The 20,613-nt window shown below is 64.9% G+C and carries 19 protein-coding genes; 2 read left to right on the plus strand and 17 right to left on the minus strand.

All coding sequences use genetic code 11. The features are described from left to right. Positions 1–150 precede the first annotated feature (150 nt). From AC0J42_RS05490 to AC0J42_RS05500, 3 genes are all read right to left on the minus strand, one after another. Positions 151–540: a DNA polymerase III subunit chi gene (locus AC0J42_RS05490; protein ID WP_473005472.1), complete on the minus strand. Its 390-nt coding sequence runs from the start codon at positions 538–540 to the stop codon at positions 151–153. A 7-nt stretch (positions 541–547) separates the two neighbouring features. Then, positions 548–976, minus strand: coding sequence for a DNA polymerase III subunit chi (locus AC0J42_RS05495; protein ID WP_416422639.1), 429 nt, complete (start codon positions 974–976; stop codon positions 548–550). Positions 977–1,056: 80 nt separating this feature from the next. Beyond that, entirely contained in the window at positions 1,057–2,547 is a 1,491-nt protein-coding gene (locus AC0J42_RS05500) for a leucyl aminopeptidase (protein WP_473005473.1), read from the minus strand. A gap of 301 nt (positions 2,548–2,848) precedes the next feature. Between AC0J42_RS05500 and lptF the strand changes: the two genes are divergently transcribed. Then, positions 2,849–3,964: an LPS export ABC transporter permease LptF gene (gene lptF, locus AC0J42_RS05505; protein ID WP_473005474.1), complete on the plus strand. Its 1,116-nt coding sequence runs from the start codon at positions 2,849–2,851 to the stop codon at positions 3,962–3,964. Beyond that, positions 3,957–5,018, plus strand: coding sequence for an LPS export ABC transporter permease LptG (lptG, locus tag AC0J42_RS05510; RefSeq protein ID WP_416422642.1), 1,062 nt, complete (start codon positions 3,957–3,959; stop codon positions 5,016–5,018). The genes lptF and lptG overlap by 8 nt, the downstream gene beginning before the upstream one ends. Before the next feature lie 50 nt (positions 5,019–5,068). Here the strand turns inward: lptG and AC0J42_RS05515 are convergent, their stop codons facing one another. From AC0J42_RS05515 to arcD, 14 genes are all read right to left on the minus strand, one after another. Continuing rightward, positions 5,069–5,554 (minus strand): RDD family protein, encoded by a 486-nt coding sequence (locus tag AC0J42_RS05515; protein ID WP_473005475.1) that lies wholly within the window; start codon positions 5,552–5,554, stop codon positions 5,069–5,071. Positions 5,555–5,643: 89 nt separating this feature from the next. Next, entirely contained in the window at positions 5,644–5,856 is a 213-nt protein-coding gene (locus tag AC0J42_RS05520) for a cold-shock protein (RefSeq protein ID WP_007931076.1), read from the minus strand. Between the two features lie 371 nt (positions 5,857–6,227). After that, a complete protein-coding gene (gene gcvT, locus AC0J42_RS05525; protein WP_473005476.1) occupies positions 6,228–7,349 on the minus strand; it encodes a glycine cleavage system aminomethyltransferase GcvT in 1,122 nt (373 codons plus the stop codon). Positions 7,350–7,377: 28 nt separating this feature from the next. After that, a complete protein-coding gene (locus tag AC0J42_RS05530) occupies positions 7,378–8,754 on the minus strand; it encodes an L-serine ammonia-lyase (protein WP_473005477.1) in 1,377 nt (458 codons plus the stop codon). 141 nt (positions 8,755–8,895) lie between these two features. Continuing rightward, positions 8,896–11,745 (minus strand): aminomethyl-transferring glycine dehydrogenase, encoded by a 2,850-nt coding sequence (gene gcvP, locus AC0J42_RS05535; RefSeq protein ID WP_473005478.1) that lies wholly within the window; start codon positions 11,743–11,745, stop codon positions 8,896–8,898. Positions 11,746–11,754: 9 nt separating this feature from the next. Then, on the minus strand, positions 11,755–12,132 hold the full coding sequence (gene gcvH, locus AC0J42_RS05540; RefSeq protein ID WP_416422647.1) for a glycine cleavage system protein GcvH: 378 nt from the start codon (positions 12,130–12,132) through the stop codon (positions 11,755–11,757). Positions 12,133–12,420: 288 nt separating this feature from the next. Further along, positions 12,421–13,929, minus strand: coding sequence for a sigma-54-dependent transcriptional regulator (locus AC0J42_RS05545; RefSeq protein WP_473005479.1), 1,509 nt, complete (start codon positions 13,927–13,929; stop codon positions 12,421–12,423). A 139-nt stretch (positions 13,930–14,068) separates the two neighbouring features. Then, the gene (locus tag AC0J42_RS05550) at positions 14,069–14,749 is read right to left on the minus strand and encodes an RES family NAD+ phosphorylase (protein WP_473005480.1); all 681 of its coding nucleotides are present in this window, start codon (positions 14,747–14,749) and stop codon (positions 14,069–14,071) included. Further along, on the minus strand, positions 14,749–15,150 hold the full coding sequence (locus tag AC0J42_RS05555; RefSeq protein WP_416422650.1) for an MbcA/ParS/Xre antitoxin family protein: 402 nt from the start codon (positions 15,148–15,150) through the stop codon (positions 14,749–14,751). Before AC0J42_RS05555 ends, AC0J42_RS05550 begins: the two co-directional genes overlap by 1 nt. Before the next feature lie 116 nt (positions 15,151–15,266). After that, the gene (locus AC0J42_RS05560; RefSeq protein WP_416422651.1) at positions 15,267–15,638 is read right to left on the minus strand and encodes a DUF5064 family protein; all 372 of its coding nucleotides are present in this window, start codon (positions 15,636–15,638) and stop codon (positions 15,267–15,269) included. Positions 15,639–15,698: 60 nt separating this feature from the next. After that, complete coding sequence (gene arcC, locus AC0J42_RS05565; protein ID WP_473005481.1) at positions 15,699–16,628, minus strand: carbamate kinase; 930 nt, start codon at positions 16,626–16,628, stop codon at positions 15,699–15,701. A 114-nt stretch (positions 16,629–16,742) separates the two neighbouring features. Continuing rightward, the gene (locus AC0J42_RS05570; RefSeq protein WP_416422653.1) at positions 16,743–17,753 is read right to left on the minus strand and encodes an ornithine carbamoyltransferase; all 1,011 of its coding nucleotides are present in this window, start codon (positions 17,751–17,753) and stop codon (positions 16,743–16,745) included. 27 nt (positions 17,754–17,780) lie between these two features. Next, complete coding sequence (gene arcA / locus AC0J42_RS05575) at positions 17,781–19,037, minus strand: arginine deiminase (RefSeq protein WP_473005482.1); 1,257 nt, start codon at positions 19,035–19,037, stop codon at positions 17,781–17,783. Between the two features lie 31 nt (positions 19,038–19,068). Beyond that, on the minus strand, positions 19,069–20,496 hold the full coding sequence (arcD, locus tag AC0J42_RS05580) for an arginine-ornithine antiporter (protein ID WP_473005483.1): 1,428 nt from the start codon (positions 20,494–20,496) through the stop codon (positions 19,069–19,071). Between the last annotated feature and the right edge of the window lie 117 nt (positions 20,497–20,613).

A 20,613-nucleotide genomic window follows, 5' to 3' on the forward strand; every position in this document is an offset into this window, starting at 1 on the left:
AGCCGATTAGTATAACGGGGATAGGCCGGGATCGGTAGGCAGGCTGCTGGAATGCCTGGCAGGGGAGAGAATGGTGGGAGCTGGCTTGCCAGCAAGCTTTTCAGCAGCCAACGGCTCGCTGGCAAGCCAGCTCCCACAGGTATGGCAGCGTTACGGGTTGAGCAGCCGTTCCATGCGCGCTTCCAGGCGGCGCTTGATCTCGGTCTCGATGTGCGGCGCGAAGTCGTCGATCACGTCCTGCATGATCAATTGCGCGGCGGCGCGCAGTTCGGCGTCCAGGTGCAACAGGGTGTCCTGGCGGTTCTGCGCGGGGGTGGCCGGCTCGGGGGCGGGCGGCGGCTCGGGTGGTGCGGCCTGGGCCTGGGCCTCGGCGCGTTGCTGGGCTTCGAGCTGGTCGAAGAGCAGCGGGATCTGTTCGGCGCTGACCACGGTGTCGGTCAGCAGCGGCGGTTGCAGGGTGTCATCGCCGAGCAGCTTGCGGATCGACTCGAGGTCGTCCAGCAGGTGCACGGACTTGGGCAGCTTGTTTGCAGTGTCCATCGTTGGCTCAGAGTCGCTGTAAGCGGTGATCTTGCAGAGGATAGCCCTGTTCACGGTAGAAACGGAAACTCTCCCGTGCGGCCTGACGAATAGCAGGGTCTTCGACCACCACCTCGGCCACGCGGGCGAAGCGGCCGGCGAAGGCCGGTACCTTGAGGTCCAGGTTCACCAGCAGGTCCTGGTGGCTGGCGGGTGCGTCGGCAAGGCCCAGGGCGATGACGGCGTCCGGGTCTTGTTCTGCCAGGCTGTGGGGCACGAAGCTTTCGCCCTTGAAGGCCCACAGGCGGGCGTCGAGTTGCTCGCGCTGCTCGGCGTCGCTGCAGTGCAGGTACACCCGGTGGCCCAGGCGCCAGGCCTTTTCCACCAGCTTGCAGGCGAAGTCCAGGCGCGCTGCGGGCAGCGGGCTGGGCAGGATGTAGAAGTCGACTTTGGTCATGTTGGGTCCATGTGCGGCGCTGGTGACGCTGCCTGGCGGCCGCTGCTACGGGCAGCGGGCGCCAGGCAGCGTCAGGGGCATCACGCGCCAGCGCGGTCCAGCAGGTACTGGGTCAGCAGGGGCACTGGGCGGCCGCTGGCGCCCTTGTCCTTGCCGCCGCTGACCCAGGCGGTGCCGGCGATGTCCAGGTGCGCCCAGGGGTAGCTCTTGGCGAAGCGCGACAGGAAGCAGCCGGCGGTGATGGCGCCGCCTTTCGGGCCGCCGATGTTGGCGATGTCGGCGAACGGCGAGTCCAGCTGTTCCTGGTACTCATCGAACAGCGGCAGCTGCCAGGCGCGGTCGTCGGCCTGCTGGCCAGCTTCCAGCAGCTGGGCCACCAGTTCCTCGTTGTTGCCCATCAGGCCCGAGGTGTGGGCGCCCAGGGCGACCATGCAGGCACCGGTCAGGGTGGCGATGTCGATCACCGAGGCCGGCTTGAAGCGCTCGGCGTAGGTCAGGGTGTCGCACAGCACCAGGCGGCCTTCGGCGTCGGTGTTGAGGATTTCCACGGTCTGGCCGCTCATGGTGCTGACGATGTCGCCAGGGCGGGTGGCGCCGCCGCTCGGCATGTTCTCGGCGCAGGCCAGCAGGCACACCAGGTTGATCGGCAGCTTGAGCTCCAGCACGGCGCGCAGGGTGCCGAACACGCTGGCGGCGCCGCACATGTCGTACTTCATCTCGTCCATGCCGGCGGCCGGCTTGATGCTGATGCCACCGGTGTCGAAGGTGATGCCCTTGCCCACCAGCACGTGCGGCTTCTCGGATTTCTTGGCGCCCTGGTAGTTGAGTACGATCAGGCGCGGTGGCTGCTCGCTGCCCTGGGCCACGGCCATGAAGGCGCCCATGCCCAGTTCCTTGAGCTTCTTCTCGTCGTGGATCTCGACCTTGAGGTTCTTGTGTTCCTTGCCCAGTTCCTTGGCCTGCTCGGCCAGGTAGCTTGGGTGGCAGATGTTCGGCGGCAGGTTGCCCAGGTCGCGGGTGAAGCTCATGCCAGCAGCGATGGCGCTGGCGTGGGTCACGGCGCGCTCGACGTCGGCCTGGCTGGCCTTGTCGGTCACCAGGGTGATTTTCTTCAGGGCACGGGGCTCGGCCTTCTTGCTCTTGAAGCGGTCGAACACGTATTCGCCGTCCAGCAGGGTCTCGGCCAGCAGGCGCGTCTTGCCGTAGGCGTCACGGCCTTTCACGCCCAGCTCGTCCAGTGCCAGTACGGCGTCGCTGCCGCCCAGGCCCTTGAGCGCGCCCAGCACGGCGGCGCCCAGCTTGCGCCAGGCGCGGTCGCCCAGCAGTTCGTCGGCGCCGGTGCCTACCAGCAGCACGCGCTCGGCCTTGAGGCCCGGCAGGTTGTGCAGCAGCAGGGTCTGGCCCGGCTTGCCGGCCAGGTCGCCACGCTTGAGCACGGCGGTCAGGGCGCCGCTGCTCAGCTCGTCGACCTGCTTGCCGACGGTACCCAGGGTGCGGCCTTCGCCCACGGCGACGACCAGGGTCGCGGTCTTCAGGCTTTCGGCGCTTGTGCTTTTTACAACCAGTTCCATTTCCGGGTCCCCTAATGATCTATTGGTGTGCACGGCAACGTTGGTCGTGCGAATACAGCCCCCGGCACTGCCCGTGGCGGGCCGGGTCAAAGTCCCCAGTTTGAGCCCTGCCGACGGAGCCTGACAACCCTTCGCGCAGGCTTTGCGTAACTGGGTATGCACGCGAAGTGACAGGCAGGCCCAATCACAGGATAATGCGCCAACTTTTTTCCGGTTCGCCTGGTGCGAATCCACCCGTAGAAGTGTCAGCTATGTATCCCTTGTTCGGCCGTCTGAGCCTGACAACCCTGGAGTGTCCGGTTTGATCGTCTTCCGTTATCTGTCCCGCGAAGTCATGCTCACCCTCAGTGCCGTCAGCGCGGTCCTGCTGGTGATCATCATGAGCGGGCGCTTCGTCAAGTACCTGGCCCAGGCCGCTTCCGGCGCCCTGGACCCAGGCGTGCTGTTCCTCATCATGGGCTACCGCCTGCCGGGCTTCCTGCAGCTGATCCTGCCCCTGGGCCTGTTCCTGGGCATCCTGCTGTCCTATGGCAGGCTGTACCTGGAAAGCGAGATGACCGTGCTGGCGGCCACCGGCATGAGCCAGCAGCGCCTGCTGGCCATGACCATGGCACCTGCCGCGGTGGTGGCCGTCATCGTCGCCTGGCTGAGCCTGAGCCTGGCGCCCCTGGGCGCGCAGCAGTTCTCCATGGTGCTCAACCAGCAGGACGCCATGACCGAGTTCGACACCCTCGAGCCAGGCCGCTTCCAGGCCCTGCGTGACGAAAGCCGGGTGACCTACACCGAGAGCATGAGTGACGACCGCATCAACCTGGGCGGCGTGTTCATCTCGCAGAAGCGCCTGGGCCAGGACGCCAAGGACCGCGGCATCACCCTGCTGCTGGGCGAGAAGGGCCGCCAGGACCGCCACCCCGATGGCAGCCGCTACCTGATCCTGACCAACGGCTACCGCTACGACGGCATCCCCGGCCAGGCCGACTACCGTGCCATCAAGTACGACACCTACGGCGTGATGCTGCCCAAGCCCGAGGTCAGTGAAGAAGTCACCGACCGCGACGCCATCCCCAGCGCCAAGCTGTTCTCCGGCGAGGTCAACGACCCTGCCGAACTGCAATGGCGCCTGTCGCTGCCGTTGCTGGTGTTCATCGTCACCCTGATGGCCGTGCCGCTGGCCCGGGTCAACCCGCGCCAGGGCCGCTTCCTCAAACTGCTGCCGGCGATTCTCCTGTATATGGCCTACCTGACCATCCTGATCTCGGCGCGTGGTGCCCTGGAAAAAGGCAAGATCCATTCCGCCCTGGGGCTGTGGTGGGTGCACGGGCTGTTCCTGGCCATCGGCCTGGCGCTGATGTACTGGGAACCGCTGCGCCTGAAGCTGGCCAGCCGTCGCGCGGCGACGGAGGTGGCCCATGGTTAAGCTCGACCGGTACATCGGCAGCAGCGTGCTGATGGCAATCCTCGCCGTGCTGGGGGTTATCCTCGGCCTGGCCACGCTGTTCGCCTTCATCGACGAGATGAGCGATATCAGCCCCACCTACGGCCTCGCCGACGTGGCCTGGTTCGTGCTGCTGACCGCACCACGCCGGCTCTACGACATGCTGCCGATGGCGGCGCTGATCGGCTGCCTGATCGGCCTGGGCACCCTGGCCAGCAACAGCGAGCTGACCATCATGCGCGCGGCCGGCGTGTCGGTGTCGCGCATCGTCTGGGCAGTGATGAAGCCCATGCTGGTGCTGATGGTCTGCGGCCTGCTGATAGGCGAATACGTCGCCCCGGTCACCGAGGCCAAGGCCCAGGCCGACCGCTCGCTGGCCCAGGGCATCGGCGACGCGCAAAGCGGCCGCCACGGCCTGTGGCACCGCGAGGGCGAGCAGTTCATCCACATCAACACCGTGCAGCCTGCCGGCCTGTTGTATGGCGTGACCCGCTACACCTTCGACAACGAGCGCCACATCAAGACCGCCAGCTTCGCCAAGAAGGCCCAGTACGCCGATGGCCACTGGAACCTCACCGACGTGGCCACCACGGTGTTCCATGACGACCGCACCGAGGTCATCAGCAACCCCACTGAACAGTGGGACGTGACCGTCACGCCGCAGCTGCTGAGCACCGTGGTGATGGCTCCCGAATCATTGTCCATCACCGGGTTGTGGAGCTACATCCACTACCTGGCGGACCAGGGCCTGAGCAACTCCACCTACTGGCTGGCGTTCTGGACCAAGATCCTGCAGCCGTTGGTGACCGCCGCGCTGGTGCTGATGGCGATCTCGTTCATCTTCGGCCCGCTGCGTTCGGTAACCCTGGGCCAGCGTGTGTTCACCGGCGTGCTGGTGGGCTTCACCTTCCGCATCGTCCAGGACCTGCTGGGCCCCTCGAGCCTGGTGTTCGGCTTCCCGCCGCTGTTGGCGGTGGTCATCCCGTCGCTGGTGTGTGCGGCGGTGGGCTGGTGGCTGCTGCGCCGCGCGGGGTAAGCCTTCGCCTCATGAAAAAACCGACCCTTGGGTCGGTTTTTTTGTGCCCATCAACGGGCCTTCTTGGGGATATACACCAGCTGCGTGCCTGAATACAGGTCATGCCAGCCACGCTTCTGCTTGTCCACCAGGGCCCACCAGAACCCGGCGCCAAAGCACAGCCACGAGCCAATGGCGACGATGAAGCGCAGTAGCGCCTGCCACAAGCTGATGGCGGTGCCGTCGGCGTTCTGCACGCGCACGCCCCACACCTGCATGCCCAGGGTCTGCCCGGCGTGCATCCAGAACTTGGAGAAGAAGGCGAACAGGGCGCAGAACAGCAGGGTCGACAGGAAGGGGTCGCCGTCCAGCGAGCCGGACTCCGACAGCGCCCGCAGGCGTGCCTCGCCGATGAACGCCATCATGATCAGCTTGTACACCAGCGTGGTCACCATCAGCAGCGCAATGCACAGCAGGAAGTCATACAGCACGGCCGCCATGCGCCGGCCAAAGGCGGCGGGGGCGAAGTCACCTTGTGGGGTCAGTCGTCGGGTCATCCTTGGCTCTCCGTGGGGGTGCGAGCAAATCGCGGGCACAAAAAAGCCCCTGGCGTTCCCGGCAGGGGCTTTTTGCGCAACTGGACGAATCAGCCTTCGGCTTGTACTTCGTCAGCTTGCATGCCTTTCTGGCCTTGAACGGCGATGAAAGTCACTTTTTGGCCTTCTTTCAGGCTCTTGAAGCCGTTGCCCTGGATAGCGCGGAAGTGCACGAACAGATCCGGACCGCTTTCTGGAGTGATAAAACCAAAACCTTTCTCGTCGTTAAACCACTTGACGGTACCGCTCTGACGTTGGGACATTTTCTTATTTCCTTGGAACTTGAATTGATGACAGCTTCTTTCAGGTGAAAGAGATACTGGGCTGGTTGCAGGAAAGTAAGAGACGTCGAACGGGTTGTAGCAATACACAGAGCTACTGCCCAGGTCACGAACCATAGCGACCCATGCAAACACAGTGAGGAAACTCTACGCTAACTTCAGCCAGAAAAACAAGCCCTGAGCCACGCAGGTTTTTCACCTTTTTTACGACCGTTCGAGCCTTTTCCTACGGGGGTTTCCGACTCTTTCATTCAGGTATTTTCGAATGGTCTAACGCCAGTTCGAAATCGAATAGAACACCCTGCACGTTGCGGCAAAATGACAGCCCGCCCTGAGCTGTCATGGCCGGCCCCTCAGCCGCGGTAGTAGCGCTGGGGCACGAACGGCATCTTGCTGACCTTCATGGCCACTTTCTTGCCACGCACGATGGCCCACACCGGGGTGTCCAGCGCCGCGTGGGCGTTGTCCACATAGCCCATGGCTACCGGGCCGCCCAGGGTCGGGCCAAAGCCGCCGCTGCACACGGTGCCGATGATGGCGCCGCTGGCATCGACGATCTCGGCGCCTTCACGCACGGGCGTGCGTTCCTGGGGCAGCAGGCCCACGCGCTTGCGGGCCACGCCGGCCTGTTGCTGGGCGAAGATCGCCTCGGCGCCAGGGAAGCCACCGGCACGGGCGCCGTCGGCACGGCGGGCCTTGGAGATGGCCCACAGCAGGCTGGCCTCGATAGGCGTGGTCTGCTCGTTCATGTCGTGGCCGTACAGGCACAGGCCGGCTTCCAGGCGCAGCGAGTCGCGTGCCCCCAGGCCGATGGCCGCTACTTCCGGTTCGGCCAGCAGGCGGCGCGCCAGGGCCTCGGCACTGGCGGCCGGCACCGAGATTTCGAAGCCGTCTTCACCGGTGTAGCCCGAGCGGCTGACGTAGCAGGCCACGCCCAGCAGCTGCACCGGGGCAAATTGCATGAACGTCATCTGCGCCACTTGCGGCGCCAGGCGCGCCAGCACGGTGACTGCGGCAGGGCCTTGCAGGGCCAGCAGGGCGCGTTCCTCGAACAGCGGCTGGATCTGGCAACGGTCGCCGATGTGCGCGCGCAGGTGGGCCAGGTCCTGGTCCTTGCAGGCGGCGTTGACCACCAAAAACAGGGTGTCGTCGCCCAGGTTGGCGACCATCAGGTCGTCGAGGATACCGCCCTGCGGGTTGGTGAACATGGCGTAGCGCTGCATGCCCACGGGCAGGTCGACGATGTCCACCGGCACCAGGGTTTCCAGGGCCTTGGCGGCGTCGCTGCCCACCAGGCGGATCTGGCCCATGTGCGACACGTCGAACAGGCCGGCCTGCTCGCGGCTGTGCAGGTGTTCCTTCATCACGCCCAGCGGGTATTGCACCGGCATGTCGTAGCCGGCGAAGGGCACCATGCGGGCACCCAGTTCCAGGTGCAGGGCGTGCAGCGGGGTGTGTTGCAGTGCTTCGGACATCGTTGACTCCTGAATTCGAAAGGGTGCCTCAACACTCGATGATGTTGACGGCCAGGCCGCCACGGGCGGTCTCTTTGTATTTGCTTTTCATGTCGGCGCCGGTCTGGCGCATGGTGCGAATCACCTTGTCCAGCGACACGTAGTGCACGCCGTCGCCGCGCAGGGCCATGCGCACGGCGTTGATGGCCTTCACCGAGCCCATGGCGTTGCGCTCGATGCAGGGCACCTGCACCAGGCCGCCGATGGGGTCGCAGGTCAGGCCCAGGTTGTGTTCCATGCCTATTTCGGCGGCGTTCTCGACCTGCTGCACGCTGCCGCCCATCACCTCGCACAGGGCGCCGGCAGCCATGGAACAAGCCACGCCGACCTCACCCTGGCAGCCCACCTCGGCGCCGGAAATGGAGGCGTTTTCCTTGTACAGGATGCCGATGGCGGCGGCGGTGAGCAGGAAGCGCACCACGCCGTCCTCGTTGGCACCGGGCACGAAGCGCATGTAGTAATGCAGCACCGCCGGCACGATGCCGGCCGCGCCGTTGGTGGGGGCGGTGACCACGCGGCCACCGAAGGCGTTTTCCTCGTTCACCGCCAGGGCGTAGAGGTTGACCCAGTCCAGCACCGACAGCGCGTCGCGCAGGGCGGCCTCGGGGTTCTTGCACAGCTGCCGGTACAGCGCCGCGGCACGGCGCTTGACCTTCAGCCCGCCGGGCAGGATGCCTTCGTTGCGGCAACCGGCCTCGACGCAGTCCTGCATCACCTGCCAGATGTTCAGCAGGCCGGCGCGGGTCTCGGCTTCCGGGCGCCAGGCGCTTTCATTGGCCAGCATCAGCTGGCTGATGGTCATGCCCTGCGCCGCGCACTGGGCCAGCAGTTCCTTGCCGGTCTTGAACGGGAAGGGCAGCACCGTGGTGTCTTCGACAATGCGGTCGGCACCCGCCGCGCCCTCATCCACCACGAAGCCACCGCCCACTGAGTAGTACTCGCGGCTGCGAATCTCCAGGCCGTGTTCGTCCAGGGCACGGAAGATCATGCCGTTGGGGTGGAAGGGCAGGGGTTTGCGGATCATCGCCAGGTGCTGTTTTTCGACGAAGGCGATGCTGTGTTCGCCCAGCAGGTTGAGGCGCCCGCTGGCGCGGATAGCCTGCAGGCGGGCGTCCACGGTCGCGGTGTCGACGGTGTCGGGGTGCGAGCCTTCCAGGCCCAGCAGCACCGCCTTGTCGCTGCCGTGGCCCTTGCCGGTGGCGCCCAGCGAGCCGTACAGCTCGGCCTTGACGGTGGCGGTGGCCAGCAGCAGGTCGTCGCGGCGCAGGCCCTCGACGAAGCGCGCGGCGGCGCGCATGGGCCCCACCGTGTGGGAACTGGAGGGGCCGATGCCGATCTTGAAGAGGTCGAAAACGCTTAGGGACATACAAGTTCTCCAGAGCCTTGCGGGCATTGTGGGAGCTGGCTTGCCAGCGAGCTTTTCGGCGGCGCAAAAATCTCGCTGGCAAGCCAGCTCCCGCAATCGTCAATCCTTGCGATGGGGGCAGGGTGCCCCCAGGCAATTTCCTCAAACGTCCTGATACGCCTCGATCGACGGGCAGGCACACACCAGGTTGCGGTCGCCAAACACGTTGTCCACGCGCCCGACCGGTGGCCAGTACTTGCTTTCCACCAGCGAGGCCAGCGGGTACACCGCCTGTTCGCGGCTGTAGGCGTGGGTCCACTCGCCCACCAGTTCGGCAGCGGTGTGCGGCGCGTTCTTCAGCGGGTTGTCGTCCTTGTCCAGGGCGCCGCTTTCCACCGCGCGAATCTCTTCGCGGATGCGGATCATGGCGTCGCAGAAGCGGTCCAGCTCAGCCTTGGATTCGCTTTCGGTCGGCTCGATCATCAGCGTGCCGGCCACCGGGAACGACATGGTCGGGGCGTGGAAACCGAAGTCGATCAGGCGCTTGGCCACGTCGTCGACGCTGATGCCGCTGCTGTCCTTCAACGGGCGCAGGTCGAGGATGCACTCGTGGGCCACCAGGCCGTTGCTGCCGGTGTACAACACAGGATAGTGCTCTTCCAGGCGGCGCGAGATGTAGTTGGCGTTGAGGATGGCCAACTGCGAGGCGCGCTTGAGGCCTTCGCCGCCCATCATGCGGATGTACATCCAGGTGATTGGCAGGATCGAGGCGCTGCCGAACGGAGCGGCGCAGACGGCGCCTTCCTTGCGCGCCATGGTGCCGTGGCCGGGCATGAAGGGTGCCAGGTGCGACTTCACGCCGATCGGGCCGACGCCCGGGCCGCCACCGCCGTGCGGGATGCAGAAGGTCTTGTGCAGGTTCAGGTGCGAGACGTCGCCGCCGAACTTGCCCGGGGCACAGAGGCCGACCATGGCGTTCATGTTGGCGCCGTCGATGTACACCTGGCCGCCGTTGTCGTGGACGATGGCGCAGATCTCGCGAATGCCTTCCTCGAACACGCCGTGGGTCGACGGGTAGGTGATCATGATTGCGGCCAGGCGCTCGCGGTGCTCGATGGCCTTGGCGCGCAGGTCTTCGATGTCGACGTTGCCGCGTTCATCGCAGGCGGTCACTACCACGCGCATGCCGGCCATGTGGGCGGTGGCAGGGTTGGTGCCGTGGGCCGACGACGGAATCAGGCAGATATCGCGACGCTCGTCACCACGGCTGTGGTGGTAGGCGCGAATGGCCAGCAGGCCGGCGTACTCGCCCTGGGAGCCGGCGTTGGGCTGCAGCGACACGGCGTCATAGCCGGTGGCCTTGCACAGCATGCTTTCCAGCTCGTCGGTCAGCAGTTGGTAGCCTTTGCTCTGCTCGGCCGGGGCGAACGGGTGCAGGCTGCCGAATTCCGGCCAGGTGATGGGGATCATCTCGCTGGCGGCGTTGAGCTTCATGGTGCACGAGCCCAGCGGGATCATGGTGCGGTCCAGCGCCAGGTCCTTGTCGGCCAGCTTGCGCAGGTAGCGCATCAGCTCGGTTTCGGAGTGGTAGCGGTTGAACACTTCGTGGGCGAGGATCGGCGACTGGCGCAGCAGGCCGGCCGGCAGGGCGTCGGCAACGCTGGCAGCCAGGGCGTCGAACGCTGGCTGCTGGCCTGGGAACAGCGCCCAGAGGGCTTCGACGTCGGCCTGGCGAGTGGTCTCGTCCAGCGACAGGCCCAGGCGTTGGGCGTCGATTTCACGCAGGTTGAGGCCGGCGGCGCGGGCCTTGGCGTGCAGCTCGGCAGTGGCGCTGCCGGTGGCCAGGGTCAGGGTGTCGAAGAAGTGCTGCTGCTCGACGGTGACGCCCATGGCGCTCAGGCCCTGGGCCAGGATGGCGGTCAGGCTGTGGGTGCGGCGGGCAATCTGCACCAGGCCAGCCGGGCCGTGGTACACGGCGTACATGCTGGCGATGTTGGCCAGCAGCACCTGGGCGGTGCAGATGTTGCTGGTGGCCTTCTCGCGGCGGATGTGCTGCTCGCGGGTTTGCATGGCCAGGCGCAGGGCGGTCTTGCCGTGGCGGTCGATGGACACGCCCACCAGGCGGCCGGGCATGTCGCGCTTGAACGCGTCGCGGGTGGAGAAGTAGGCCGCGTGCGGGCCACCGAAGCCCAGCGGCACGCCGAAGCGCTGGGCGCTGCCGATGGCCACGTCGGCGCCGAACTCGCCCGGCGGGGTCAGCAGGGTCAGGGCCAGCAGGTCGGCGGCCACGGCTACCAGGGCGTTGGCGGCGTGGAAGCGCTCCACCAGCGCGCGGTAGTCGAAGATGTCGCCGTTGCTGGCCGGGTACTGCAGCAGCGCGCCGAAGTACTCACTGACGTCATCCAGCTGGGCCTCGTCGGCCACTACCACTTCAATGCCCAGGGGCTCGGCACGGGTGCGCAGCACGTCCAGGGTTTGCGGGTGGCAATGGGCGGAGGCGAAGAACCGGTGGCTGCCCTTGTTCTTGCTCAGGCGCTTGCAGAAGGTCATGGCTTCGGCGGCGGCGGTGGCTTCGTCCAGCAGCGAGGCGTTGGCGATCGGCAGGCCGGTGAGGTCGCTGATCAGGGTCTGGAAGTTCAGCAGCGCTTCCAGGCGGCCCTGGGAGATTTCTGGCTGGTACGGGGTGTAGGCGGTGTACCAGGCCGGGTTTTCCAGCAGGTTGCGCAGGATCGGCGCCGGGGTGTGGCAGTTGTAGTAGCCCTGGCCGATGTAGGTCTTGAACAGCTGGTTCTGCGCGGCGATGGCCTTGATGGCGGCCAGTGCCTCGGCTTCACCCTGGCCAGCGGGCAGGTCGAGCACGGCGGTGCCCTTGATGCTGTCGGGGATGACGCTGGCGGTCAGCGCGTCGAGGTTGTCATAGCCCAGGGTGGCCAGCATGGCCTGTTCGTCGGCGGCGCGCGGGCCGATGTGACGGGCGATGAATTCGTTGGTGGTGTTCAGCGAAGTGGTCATCGTGAATCCTCAGGCCTGGGCGGCGATCAGGTTGTCGTAGGCCTGCTGGTCCAGCAGCTCGCCGACCTGGCTGGCGTCGGCCGGGATGAAGCGGAAGAACCAGCCGGCGCCCAGGGCGTCTTCGTTGACCAGCTCGGGGCTGGCGTCGAGTTCGTTGTTCACTTCGACCACTTCGCCGTCCAGCGGCATGTTGATGCTGCTGGCGGCCTTCACCGATTCCAGCACCGAGACTTCGGCATCCTTGGCGTAGGTGGTCAGTTCCGGCAATTGCACGAACACCACGTCGCCCAGGGCGTTCTGGGCAAAGGGGGTGATGCCGACTGTCACACTGCCGTCCGCTTCAACGCGCAGCCATTCGTGTTCGACAGTAAAACGCAACTCGCTCATGGAAACTCCTCGGGGCCAGATGACGGCTGGCCTACGCAATGGATGTGTCCGGGGCAGGGCACCGGACGGGGTCTGAGAGTTACATAGCAAGTTCGTTGCCAACCCGGGCTTTAGCCTTTGAAATCAGGGTTTTAGCGGGTTCGGGGGAAGTTTGGTAATTTGCGGGTGTAGCGAAATCGCTACGGGGTCGGCGGAGAAAAAAAGCCTTGGGGGATCAGGCCCTTGGGAATGGGCCTCTGGAACGAGGTGGAATGATATCGGTACGATGTAACGATATCATTCCGTGATTTATTTCCCGCCAATGCCGTACTTGCGCAGGCGGTGGGCGATGGCCGTGTGCGAGGTCTGCAGGCGGGTGGCCAGCTGGCGGGTCGAGGGGAAGCTTGCGTACAGCTTTTCCAGCAGGGCCTTTTCGAAATCGCCCACGGCCTGCTCCAGGCTGTCCACCTCGCCGTCGCTGGTGTGCCGCGCCACCGCGGTGCCGGCGATGTCCAGGTCGCCGATGTCCACCAGCGAGCCTTCGCAGATGGCCGCCGCGCGGAAGATCACGTTCTGCAACTGGCGCACGTTGCCCGGCCAGCGGTTGCCCAGGAGCGCCGGGTAGGTGGCCGGCGCCAGGCGGCAGATGGGGCGCTGGATCTGCGTGCAGGCCTGCTGCATGAACGAGCGCGCCAGCAGCAGGATGTCCTGGCCGCGTTCGCGCAGGGGCGGCACGTCGAGGTTGAGCACGTTGAGGCGGTAGAACAGGTCTTCGCGGAACGCGCCCTCGCTGACCATCTTTTCCAGGTCGCGGTGGGTGGCGCTGAGGATGCGCACGTTGACCTTCACTTCCTTGTCGCCACCTACCCGGCGGAAGCTGCCGTCGTTGAGGAAACGCAGGAGCTTGGCTTGCAGGTACGGCGACATCTCGCCAATTTCGTCGAGGAACACCGTGCCCTGGTGCGCCAGCTCCATCAGCCCCGGCTTGCCGCCGCGCTGGGCACCGGTGAAGGCGCCGGGGGCATAGCCGAACAGCTCGCTTTCAGCGAGGTTCTCCGGCAAGGCCGCGCAGTTCAGCGCCAGGAACGGTGCGCTGTGGCGCGCGCTGATGGCGTGGCAGGCACGCGCCACCAGCTCCTTGCCGGTGCCGGTCTCGCCCTGGATCAGCAACGGGGCGTCCAGTGCCGCCACGCGCTGGGCGCGGGCCTTGAGGGTACGAATCGGCGGCGAATCGCCCAGCAGCGAGTCGAAGCCTTCGGCGTGGTCGTGGTGCAGCGCTGCCAGGCGCTCGCCGATGCGGTTGGGCGGGTACAGGGTCAGCAGCGCGCCGGCGTCGGTGATGGGCGTGGCGTCCAGCAGCAGGGTCTCGCCGTTGACACTGACTTCGCGCAGCGGCAGGCGGAAACCCTGGTCCAGCAGGGTGTCGAGCAGGTTGGGGTCGCGGAACAGCTCGGTCACCGACTCGCCCGCAGGCTCCCGACCATACAGGCTGATCAGCGCCGGGTTGGCCAGCAACACGTTGCCGGCGCTGTCCAGGGCCAGCACCGGGTCGGTCATGGCCGCCAGCAGCGCGTCCAGCTGCAGGTGGCGGCGCTGGCCGGGAAGAATGTCCACCACGCTGACGTTCTGCACGCCGCGCACGCTCAGCAGCGCCTCGCGCAGCTCGTCCAGCACCTTGGGGCTCAGCGTCGGGGCATCGATGTAGACGTTGGGCGGCACCATCTCCACGGCATCGAGGTTGAGATTGCGCGCCCCCAGCAGGGCGAGGACTTCCTGGGTGATACCGACTCGATCGATGAAACTGACGTGAATGCGCATGGGCAGGCAGGGAATCTGGACAGCAGGGAGGGCGAGTATGCCTTGTCTGGCCTGCTTCGCGCACCCCCGTGGCGGCTGCCGAAGGCTGCGTCCGGACGTACTTGATGGGTGGGGCAGGGGACGCGGCCTGTGGCCGCTGCTACGGGTTGGGGAACTCTCGGATTTCGAGTACGTGGCTGAAGGTTTGCGATTTGCCGTCCCAGCAGTAACGGAAATGCGGGCCTTGGGTGGTGGGAGATAGTGCCGGTGGTCGCAGGGCTGCCACGCATTCATGTCGCGGCGAGCGCACGCTGCGATACAGCAGTCCCCATGCCTGTTCATCGCGTTGCTGACGGGCGAATGCTTGAGTCGAGGGGTAGCTCGAAGCATCCTGGGAATGAAAGTCCTCGCGGTCTCTTACATCCACCAGAGGTTTGGTGACCTTGTTGATGTAAGTCCGCATGGTCACCTCGATGTTGTCCTGCGCGGTGGCGCGCCAGAACGCTTCCTGGTGATGGCGAGTCTCGGCGATCGCCGCCTCAATCGCATTGGCGCAGTAGTAAACGCCAAAACTTCCATCGGTATAGCGGCTCGCCCGGCCGATATGGGTGAACGCCGCCATGACAGGCGTGGCCCCTGGCCCGCACATTCGGTCCTGCGGGGGGACACGCTGGATTTGCCCCGCTTCATCACACAAACGATCGTTGGTCAGCCCCTCGATAAGAAACGCTGTTTCCAGGTCTGGGGGGTCTAGGGTGTCCTCGAAAACGCTGATGGGCGGGAAGGCGCTGTTGACGATGCGAAAGGCCTGGTCCCAATCAGGCAGCACAGGGGGGGCCATCAACCGCGCACTGCGTCGAGGTAGCGCCGTACATCAGCCAGGTCCACCACGCGCCCACCCAGCATGTAGTCCAACGCGGAGCGACCGTTGAACGGCGCTGCCGAATTCGCCAGCCTGGGCCATTCATAGCTGCGTTCCGGCTGGTTGCTGAACAGAATGCGCAGGGCTTTGTGAATCCCCATCAGGTAGGAAATACGCTCCAGGGTGTCATGGGGCAGCCGCACGGTTGGACGTTTTTTCCAATTGAAGTAGGTGGTGTTGCCGATGCTGCCCAGCAGCACCCTTTGCTGGTCGGCCGTGCATTGCCAGTGCTCCATCAGGTTGAAGAAGAATGTAAGCGCCACTCGACCCATTTCAGCGTTGTCGCTGGCAGGATGTTTCAAGGGGGCCGAGGAGGTCATGGTCTTCTCCGAATATGACAGGTGAAATGATCATACTCCCGATGCGAATGAATTAAATCAGATGATTCATATTCGGATGAAGGCAAGGTCCCAGATTCTTGTCAGGCGTTTCTCAATCAACCATAGGGATCAAGATGCTCAGGCGACACCGCATCCCCCGATTGCGCGCCAATCTTGCTGCGAATGTCCTCGAACACCGCGTCGTAATGGCTGTGCATCGACAGTGACAACACGCTGGTGGTGGGCAGGCCGTTCTTGCGGGCGATGTGGTCGGCGGCGCTGGCGAAGTTGTACCAGTCGTCCTTGCCCAGTTCGAATTGGTCCTTGAACGTCTTGTCGTTGATGTGGCCTTCGACATCGAACTGCACGTATTTGCCGCGGCTGGCCTCGTGCAGCACCTGGTAGTCGAGCTTGATGTCGTAGCTGAAGTCGGTGGGTTGCAGCGCGGTGCGCTGGATGTGCAGGTGACCGGGTTCGAACTGGGCCATGGCGGGGCTCCTTCACGGAAAAAGTAGAGGATAGACCCTGGGGCCCATCCTCTGGTTCGACTACGGGTAGCGGATGCCCGGCGTGGCAGTGCTGATGCGTGTGCCGGCGCTGCCCTGGACAATGGCGTCGATGTCGGCCAGGGAGCCAATCACCGCTACTTTGCCGGTATTGCGCGCGAACTCGCAGGCTGCCTGCACCTTGGGCCCCATGGACCCGGCGGCGAAGCCCAGCTGGTCCAGGGCGTCAGGGTGCGCCTGGGCGATGGCTTGCTGGGTGGGTTTGCCCCAGTCGATGAACGCAGCCTGCACGTCGGTGGCGATCACCAGCAGGTCGGCGTCCAGTTGCTCGGCCAGCAGCGCCGAGCACAGGTCCTTGTCGATCACCGCTTCCACCCCCTGCAGCTTGCGGCCTTCGCCGTACAGGGTGGGGATGCCGCCGCCACCGGCGCAGATGACGATGCTGCCTTTCTCCAGCAGCCACTTGATGGGGCGGATTTCGAAGATGCGCTTGGGTTTGGGGCTGGCGACCACGCGGCGGAACTTGTCGCCATCGGCGGCGATACTCCAGCCTTTTTCCGCCGCCAGGCGCTCGGCCTCTTCCTTGGAATACACCGGGCCGATGGGCTTGGTGGGGTGCTGGAACGCCGGGTCGTTGCGGTCCACTTCCACCTGGGTGAGCAAGGTGGCGAACGGCACTTCGAAGTCCAGCAGGTTCCCCAGTTCCTGCTCGATCATGTAGCCGATCATGCCCTCGGTCTCGGCGCCCAGCACGTCCAGGGGGTAGGGCGTGACAGAGGTGTAGGCCGCGGCCTGCAGCGACAGCAGGCCCACCTGCGGGCCATTGCCGTGGGCCACCACCAGTTCGTTGCCGGGGGCTATCTTGGCGATCTGCTCGGTGGCGATGCGAATATTGGCGCGCTGGTTGTCGGCGGTCATGGGTTCACCACGCCGCAGAAGGGCGTTACCGCCCAGTGCAACGACGATACGCATGGAAGATTCCTCTCGTCAGCAAATAATCCCTCGTAGCAGCTGCCGAAGGCTGCGTCCGCAGGCACCTCGGTCGTGCGTTCGGACGCAGCCTGGCGGCAGCTGCTACGCGGGTGTCTACAGGTCCGCCAGGGTCGCCACCAGGATCGCCTTGATGGTGTGCATGCGGTTTTCCGCCTGCTCGAAGGCGATGCACGCCGGCGACTCGAACACGTCGTCGGTCACCTCGATGCCGTTGGCCAGGTGCGGGTACTGCTCGGCAATCTGCTTGCCCACCTTGGTCTCCGAATTGTGGAACGCCGGCAGGCAGTGCATGAACTTGCTGCGCGGGTTGCCGGTGGCCTTCATCAGCTCGGCGTTCACCTGGTAGGGCAACAGCTGCTTGATGCGCTCGCCCCAGGCGTCCACGGGCTCGCCCATGGACACCCAGACATCGGTGTGCACGAAGTCCACGCCCTTCACGGCGGCTTTCGGGTCTTCGGTGAGGGTCAGGCGCGCGCCGCTTTCCTCGGCGTACTGCTTGCAGCGCGCCACCAGGTCTTCGTGGGGCCATAGCGCCTTGGGCGCGGCAATGCGGACGTCCATGCCCAGCTTGGCGCCGATCAGCAGCAGCGAATTGCCCATGTTGTTGCGCGCATCGCCCAGGTAGGCGTAGCTGATGTCATGCAGCGGCTTGTCGCTGTGCTCACGCATGGTCAGCACGTCGGCAATCATCTGGGTGGGGTGGTATTCGTCGGTCAGGCCGTTGAACACCGGCACGCCAGCGTATTTTGCCAGTTCCTCGACAATGTCCTGCTTGAAGCCGCGGTACTCGATGGCGTTGTACATGCGCCCGAGCACGCGGGCTGTGTCTTTCATGCTCTCTTTGTGGCCGATCTGCGAGGAATTGGGGTCGATATAGGTGACATTGGCGCCCTGGTCGTAGGCGGCCACCTCAAAAGCGCAGCGGGTGCGCGTCGAGGTCTTCTCGAAGATCAGCGCAATGTTCTTGCCCTTCAGGTGCTGCTGCTCGGTGCCGGTGTACTTGGCGCGCTTGAGGTCGCGGGACAGGTCCAGCAGGTAACGCAGCTCGCGGGTGGTGTGGTGTTCCAGGCTGAGCAGGCTGCGGTTGCGAATGTTGAAAGCCATGATGGATCTCCTTTGGCAGAGGGTCGATCAGTAGTCGATAGGGTCGCGGACAATCGGGCAGGTCATGCAGTGGCCGCCGCCGCGGCCGCGGCCCAGCTCGCCGGCGCTGATGGTGATGACCTCGACACCGGCCTTGCGCAGCAGGGTGTTGGTGTAGGTGTTGCGGTCGTAGCCGATGACCACGCCGGGCTCCACGGCCACCACGTTGTTGCCGTCGTCCCACTGTTCGCGCTCGGCGGCGAAGCTGTTGCCGCCGGTTTCCACCACGCGCAGGGCCTTGAGGTTGAGGGCCGCGGCCACGGCGTCGAGGAAGGGCTTTTCCTCGCGGCGGATGTCGATGCCGCCCGGTTTGCTGTCGTCAGGGCGCAGGGTGAAGGCGACGATCTGCTTCACCACTTCCGGGAAGATGGTCACCAGGTCGCGGTCGCAGAAACTGAACACGGTGTCCAGGTGCATGGCGGCGCGGGACTTGGGCAGGCCGGCGACGATCACCCGCTCCACCGCCTTGTGCTTGAACAGGTTCTGCGCCAGCTGGCCAATGGCCTGGCGCGAGGTGCGCTCGCCCATGCCAATCAGCACCACGCCGTTGCCGATGGGCATCACGTCGCCGCCCTCCAGCGTGGCGCTGCCGTGGTCCTCGTCGGGGTTGCCGTACCACACCTGGAAGTCGGCGTCGGTGAACTCGGGGTGGAACTTGTAGATGGCGCTGGTCAACAGCGTTTCCTGGCGGCGCGCCGGCCAGTACATGGGGTTCAGCGTCACGCCGCCGTAGATCCAGCAGGTGGTGTCGCGGGTGAACTGGGTGTTGGGCAGCGGCGGCAGGATGAAGCTGGAGTGGCCAAGAAAGTCGCGGAACATCTGGATGGTCTTGCCACCGAAGCTGTCGGGCAGGTCGTCGGCCGACACGCCGCCGATCAGGAATTCGGCGATCTTGCGCGGCTCCAGGCTGCGCAGCCAGCTGCGCACCTCGTCCACCAGGCCGACGCCGACCTGATTGGGCACTACCTTGCGGGACAGTATCCAGTCCAGGGCTTCGGGTTGCCCGACGATTTCGGTCAGCAGGTTGTGCATTTCAAGCACGTCGATGCCGCGCTCGCGCATCTTGGTCACGAAGTCGAAGTGGTCGCGCTTGGCCTGGTTCACCCAGAGCACATCGTCGAACAGCAGTTCGTCACAGTTGTTGGGGGTCAGGCGCTGGTGGGCAAGGCCTGGGGAGCAGACCATCACCTTGCGCAGCTTGCCCGCCTCGGAATGCACGCCGTATTTGATTTTTTCCGTGGACATTGCAGTGTTCCTCCAGATTCACAAACAGGGGTTAAAGCGTTAAGAACCCGTCATACAGCCCGTAGGCCGCGAACAGGGCACCGACGATCACCAGGGCGAATATCAATTTCTCCACGTTGGTAAAAATGGCTTGGCCCACCTCGCGCCGGGCCTTGGCGAACAGCAGCGCCCCGGGGGCGTACAGCAGGGCCGAAAGCAGCAGGTATTTGACGCCGCCGGCGTACAGCAGCCAGATGGCGTAGATCAGCGCGATGGCGCCAATGAACAGGTCTTTGCGGCGCTCGGCCAGGGCCTGTTCATAGGTTTCCCCGCGCACCGCCAGCAGCAGCGCATAGGCCGCCGACCACAGGTAGGGCACCAGGATCATCGAGGTGGCGAGGTAGATCAGCGACAGGTAGGTGCTGGCCGAGAACAGGGTGATCACCAGGAATAGCTGCACCATGGCGTTGGTCAGCCACAGCGCGTTGACCGGCACCTGGTTGGCGTTTTCCTTGCGCAGGAACGCCGGCATGGTGTGGTCCTTGGCGGCGGCGAACATGATCTCGGCGCACAGCAGCACCCACGACAGCAGGGCGCCCAGCAGCGAAATGATCAGGCCGACGCTGATCAGCACCGCGCCCCAGTGGCCCACCACATGCTCCAGCACGGCGGCCATGGACGGATTCTGCAACTTGGCCAGCTCCGGCTGGGTCATGATGCCCAGGCTCAGCACGTTCACCAGCACCAGGAACAGCAGCACGGTGATGAAGCCGATGACCGTGGCCTTGCCCACGTCCGAGCGTTTTTCCGCGCGGGCGGAGAAAATGCTCGCGCCCTCGATGCCGATGAACACCCACACGGTGACCAGCATCATGTTGCGCACCTGGTTCATCACGCTGCCCAGGTCAGGGTTCATGCGCCCCCAGATGTCGGCGGTGAAGATGTCCAGCTTGAAGGCGAATAGCGCGATCAGCACGAACAGCACCAGTGGCACCACCTTGGCGACGGTGGTCACCAGGTTGATGAACGCCGCTTCCTTGATGCCGCGCAGCACCAGGAAGTGCACCGCCCACAACAAAATGGACGCGCAGACGATGGCAACCGGGGTGTTGCCCTCGCCGAACACCGGGAAGAAGTAACCCAGGGTGCTGAACAGCAGCACGAAGTAGCCGACGTTGCCCAGCCAGGCGCTGATCCAGTAGCCCCAGGCCGAGGAAAAGCCCATGTAGGCGCCGAAGCCGGCCTTGGCGTAGGCGTACACGCCACCGTCCAGGTCGGGCTTGCGATTGGCCAGGGTCTGGAACACGAACGCCAGAGTCAACATGCCCACGGCGGTGATTGCCCAACCAATCAATACTGCGCCCACGTCGGCACTGGCGGCCATGTTTTGCGGCAGTGAGAATATTCCGCCACCAATCATCGAACCCACGACCAGCGCTACCAATGCGCCGAGCCTTAGTTTGTCGTTAGCTGCTGACATTGCTTGACTCCACGCTAGGAGAAGAGGCGATAGGGTAAGTCCGTTCCTAACCTTCGAGCATGATCCAGGTCATCTAATGTGCTTATTTCATGTTGCAATGGAAGTTCGTTTGTTTTG

It is taken from the genome of Pseudomonas sp. Tav-5-1A (assembly GCF_055755055.1).

Bases quoted from the DNA above. Each gene is read 5' to 3' on its own strand.
- AC0J42_RS05490 (WP_473005472.1), bottom strand. From the start codon at position 540: ATGGACACTGCAAACAAGCTGCCCAAGTCCGTGCACCTGCTGGACGAC.
- AC0J42_RS05495 (WP_416422639.1), bottom strand. From the start codon at position 976: ATGACCAAAGTCGACTTCTACATCCTGCCCAGCCCGCTGCCCGCAGCG.
- AC0J42_RS05500 (WP_473005473.1), bottom strand. From the start codon at position 2,547: ATGGAACTGGTTGTAAAAAGCACAAGCGCCGAAAGCCTGAAGACCGCG.
- lptG (WP_416422642.1), top strand. From the start codon at position 3,957: ATGGTTAAGCTCGACCGGTACATCGGCAGCAGCGTGCTGATGGCAATC.
- AC0J42_RS05515 (WP_473005475.1), bottom strand. From the start codon at position 5,554: ATGACCCGACGACTGACCCCACAAGGTGACTTCGCCCCCGCCGCCTTT.
- AC0J42_RS05520 (WP_007931076.1), bottom strand. From the start codon at position 5,856: ATGTCCCAACGTCAGAGCGGTACCGTCAAGTGGTTTAACGACGAGAAA.
- gcvT (WP_473005476.1), bottom strand. From the start codon at position 7,349: ATGTCCGAAGCACTGCAACACACCCCGCTGCACGCCCTGCACCTGGAA.
- AC0J42_RS05530 (WP_473005477.1), bottom strand. From the start codon at position 8,754: ATGTCCCTAAGCGTTTTCGACCTCTTCAAGATCGGCATCGGCCCCTCC.
- gcvP (WP_473005478.1), bottom strand. From the start codon at position 11,745: ATGACCACTTCGCTGAACACCACCAACGAATTCATCGCCCGTCACATC.
- gcvH (WP_416422647.1), bottom strand. From the start codon at position 12,132: ATGAGCGAGTTGCGTTTTACTGTCGAACACGAATGGCTGCGCGTTGAA.
- AC0J42_RS05545 (WP_473005479.1), bottom strand. From the start codon at position 13,929: ATGCGCATTCACGTCAGTTTCATCGATCGAGTCGGTATCACCCAGGAA.
- AC0J42_RS05550 (WP_473005480.1), bottom strand. From the start codon at position 14,749: ATGGCCCCCCCTGTGCTGCCTGATTGGGACCAGGCCTTTCGCATCGTC.
- AC0J42_RS05555 (WP_416422650.1), bottom strand. From the start codon at position 15,150: ATGACCTCCTCGGCCCCCTTGAAACATCCTGCCAGCGACAACGCTGAA.
- AC0J42_RS05560 (WP_416422651.1), bottom strand. From the start codon at position 15,638: ATGGCCCAGTTCGAACCCGGTCACCTGCACATCCAGCGCACCGCGCTG.
- arcC (WP_473005481.1), bottom strand. From the start codon at position 16,628: ATGCGTATCGTCGTTGCACTGGGCGGTAACGCCCTTCTGCGGCGTGGT.
- AC0J42_RS05570 (WP_416422653.1), bottom strand. From the start codon at position 17,753: ATGGCTTTCAACATTCGCAACCGCAGCCTGCTCAGCCTGGAACACCAC.
- arcA (WP_473005482.1), bottom strand. From the start codon at position 19,037: ATGTCCACGGAAAAAATCAAATACGGCGTGCATTCCGAGGCGGGCAAG.
- arcD (WP_473005483.1), bottom strand. From the start codon at position 20,496: ATGTCAGCAGCTAACGACAAACTAAGGCTCGGCGCATTGGTAGCGCTG.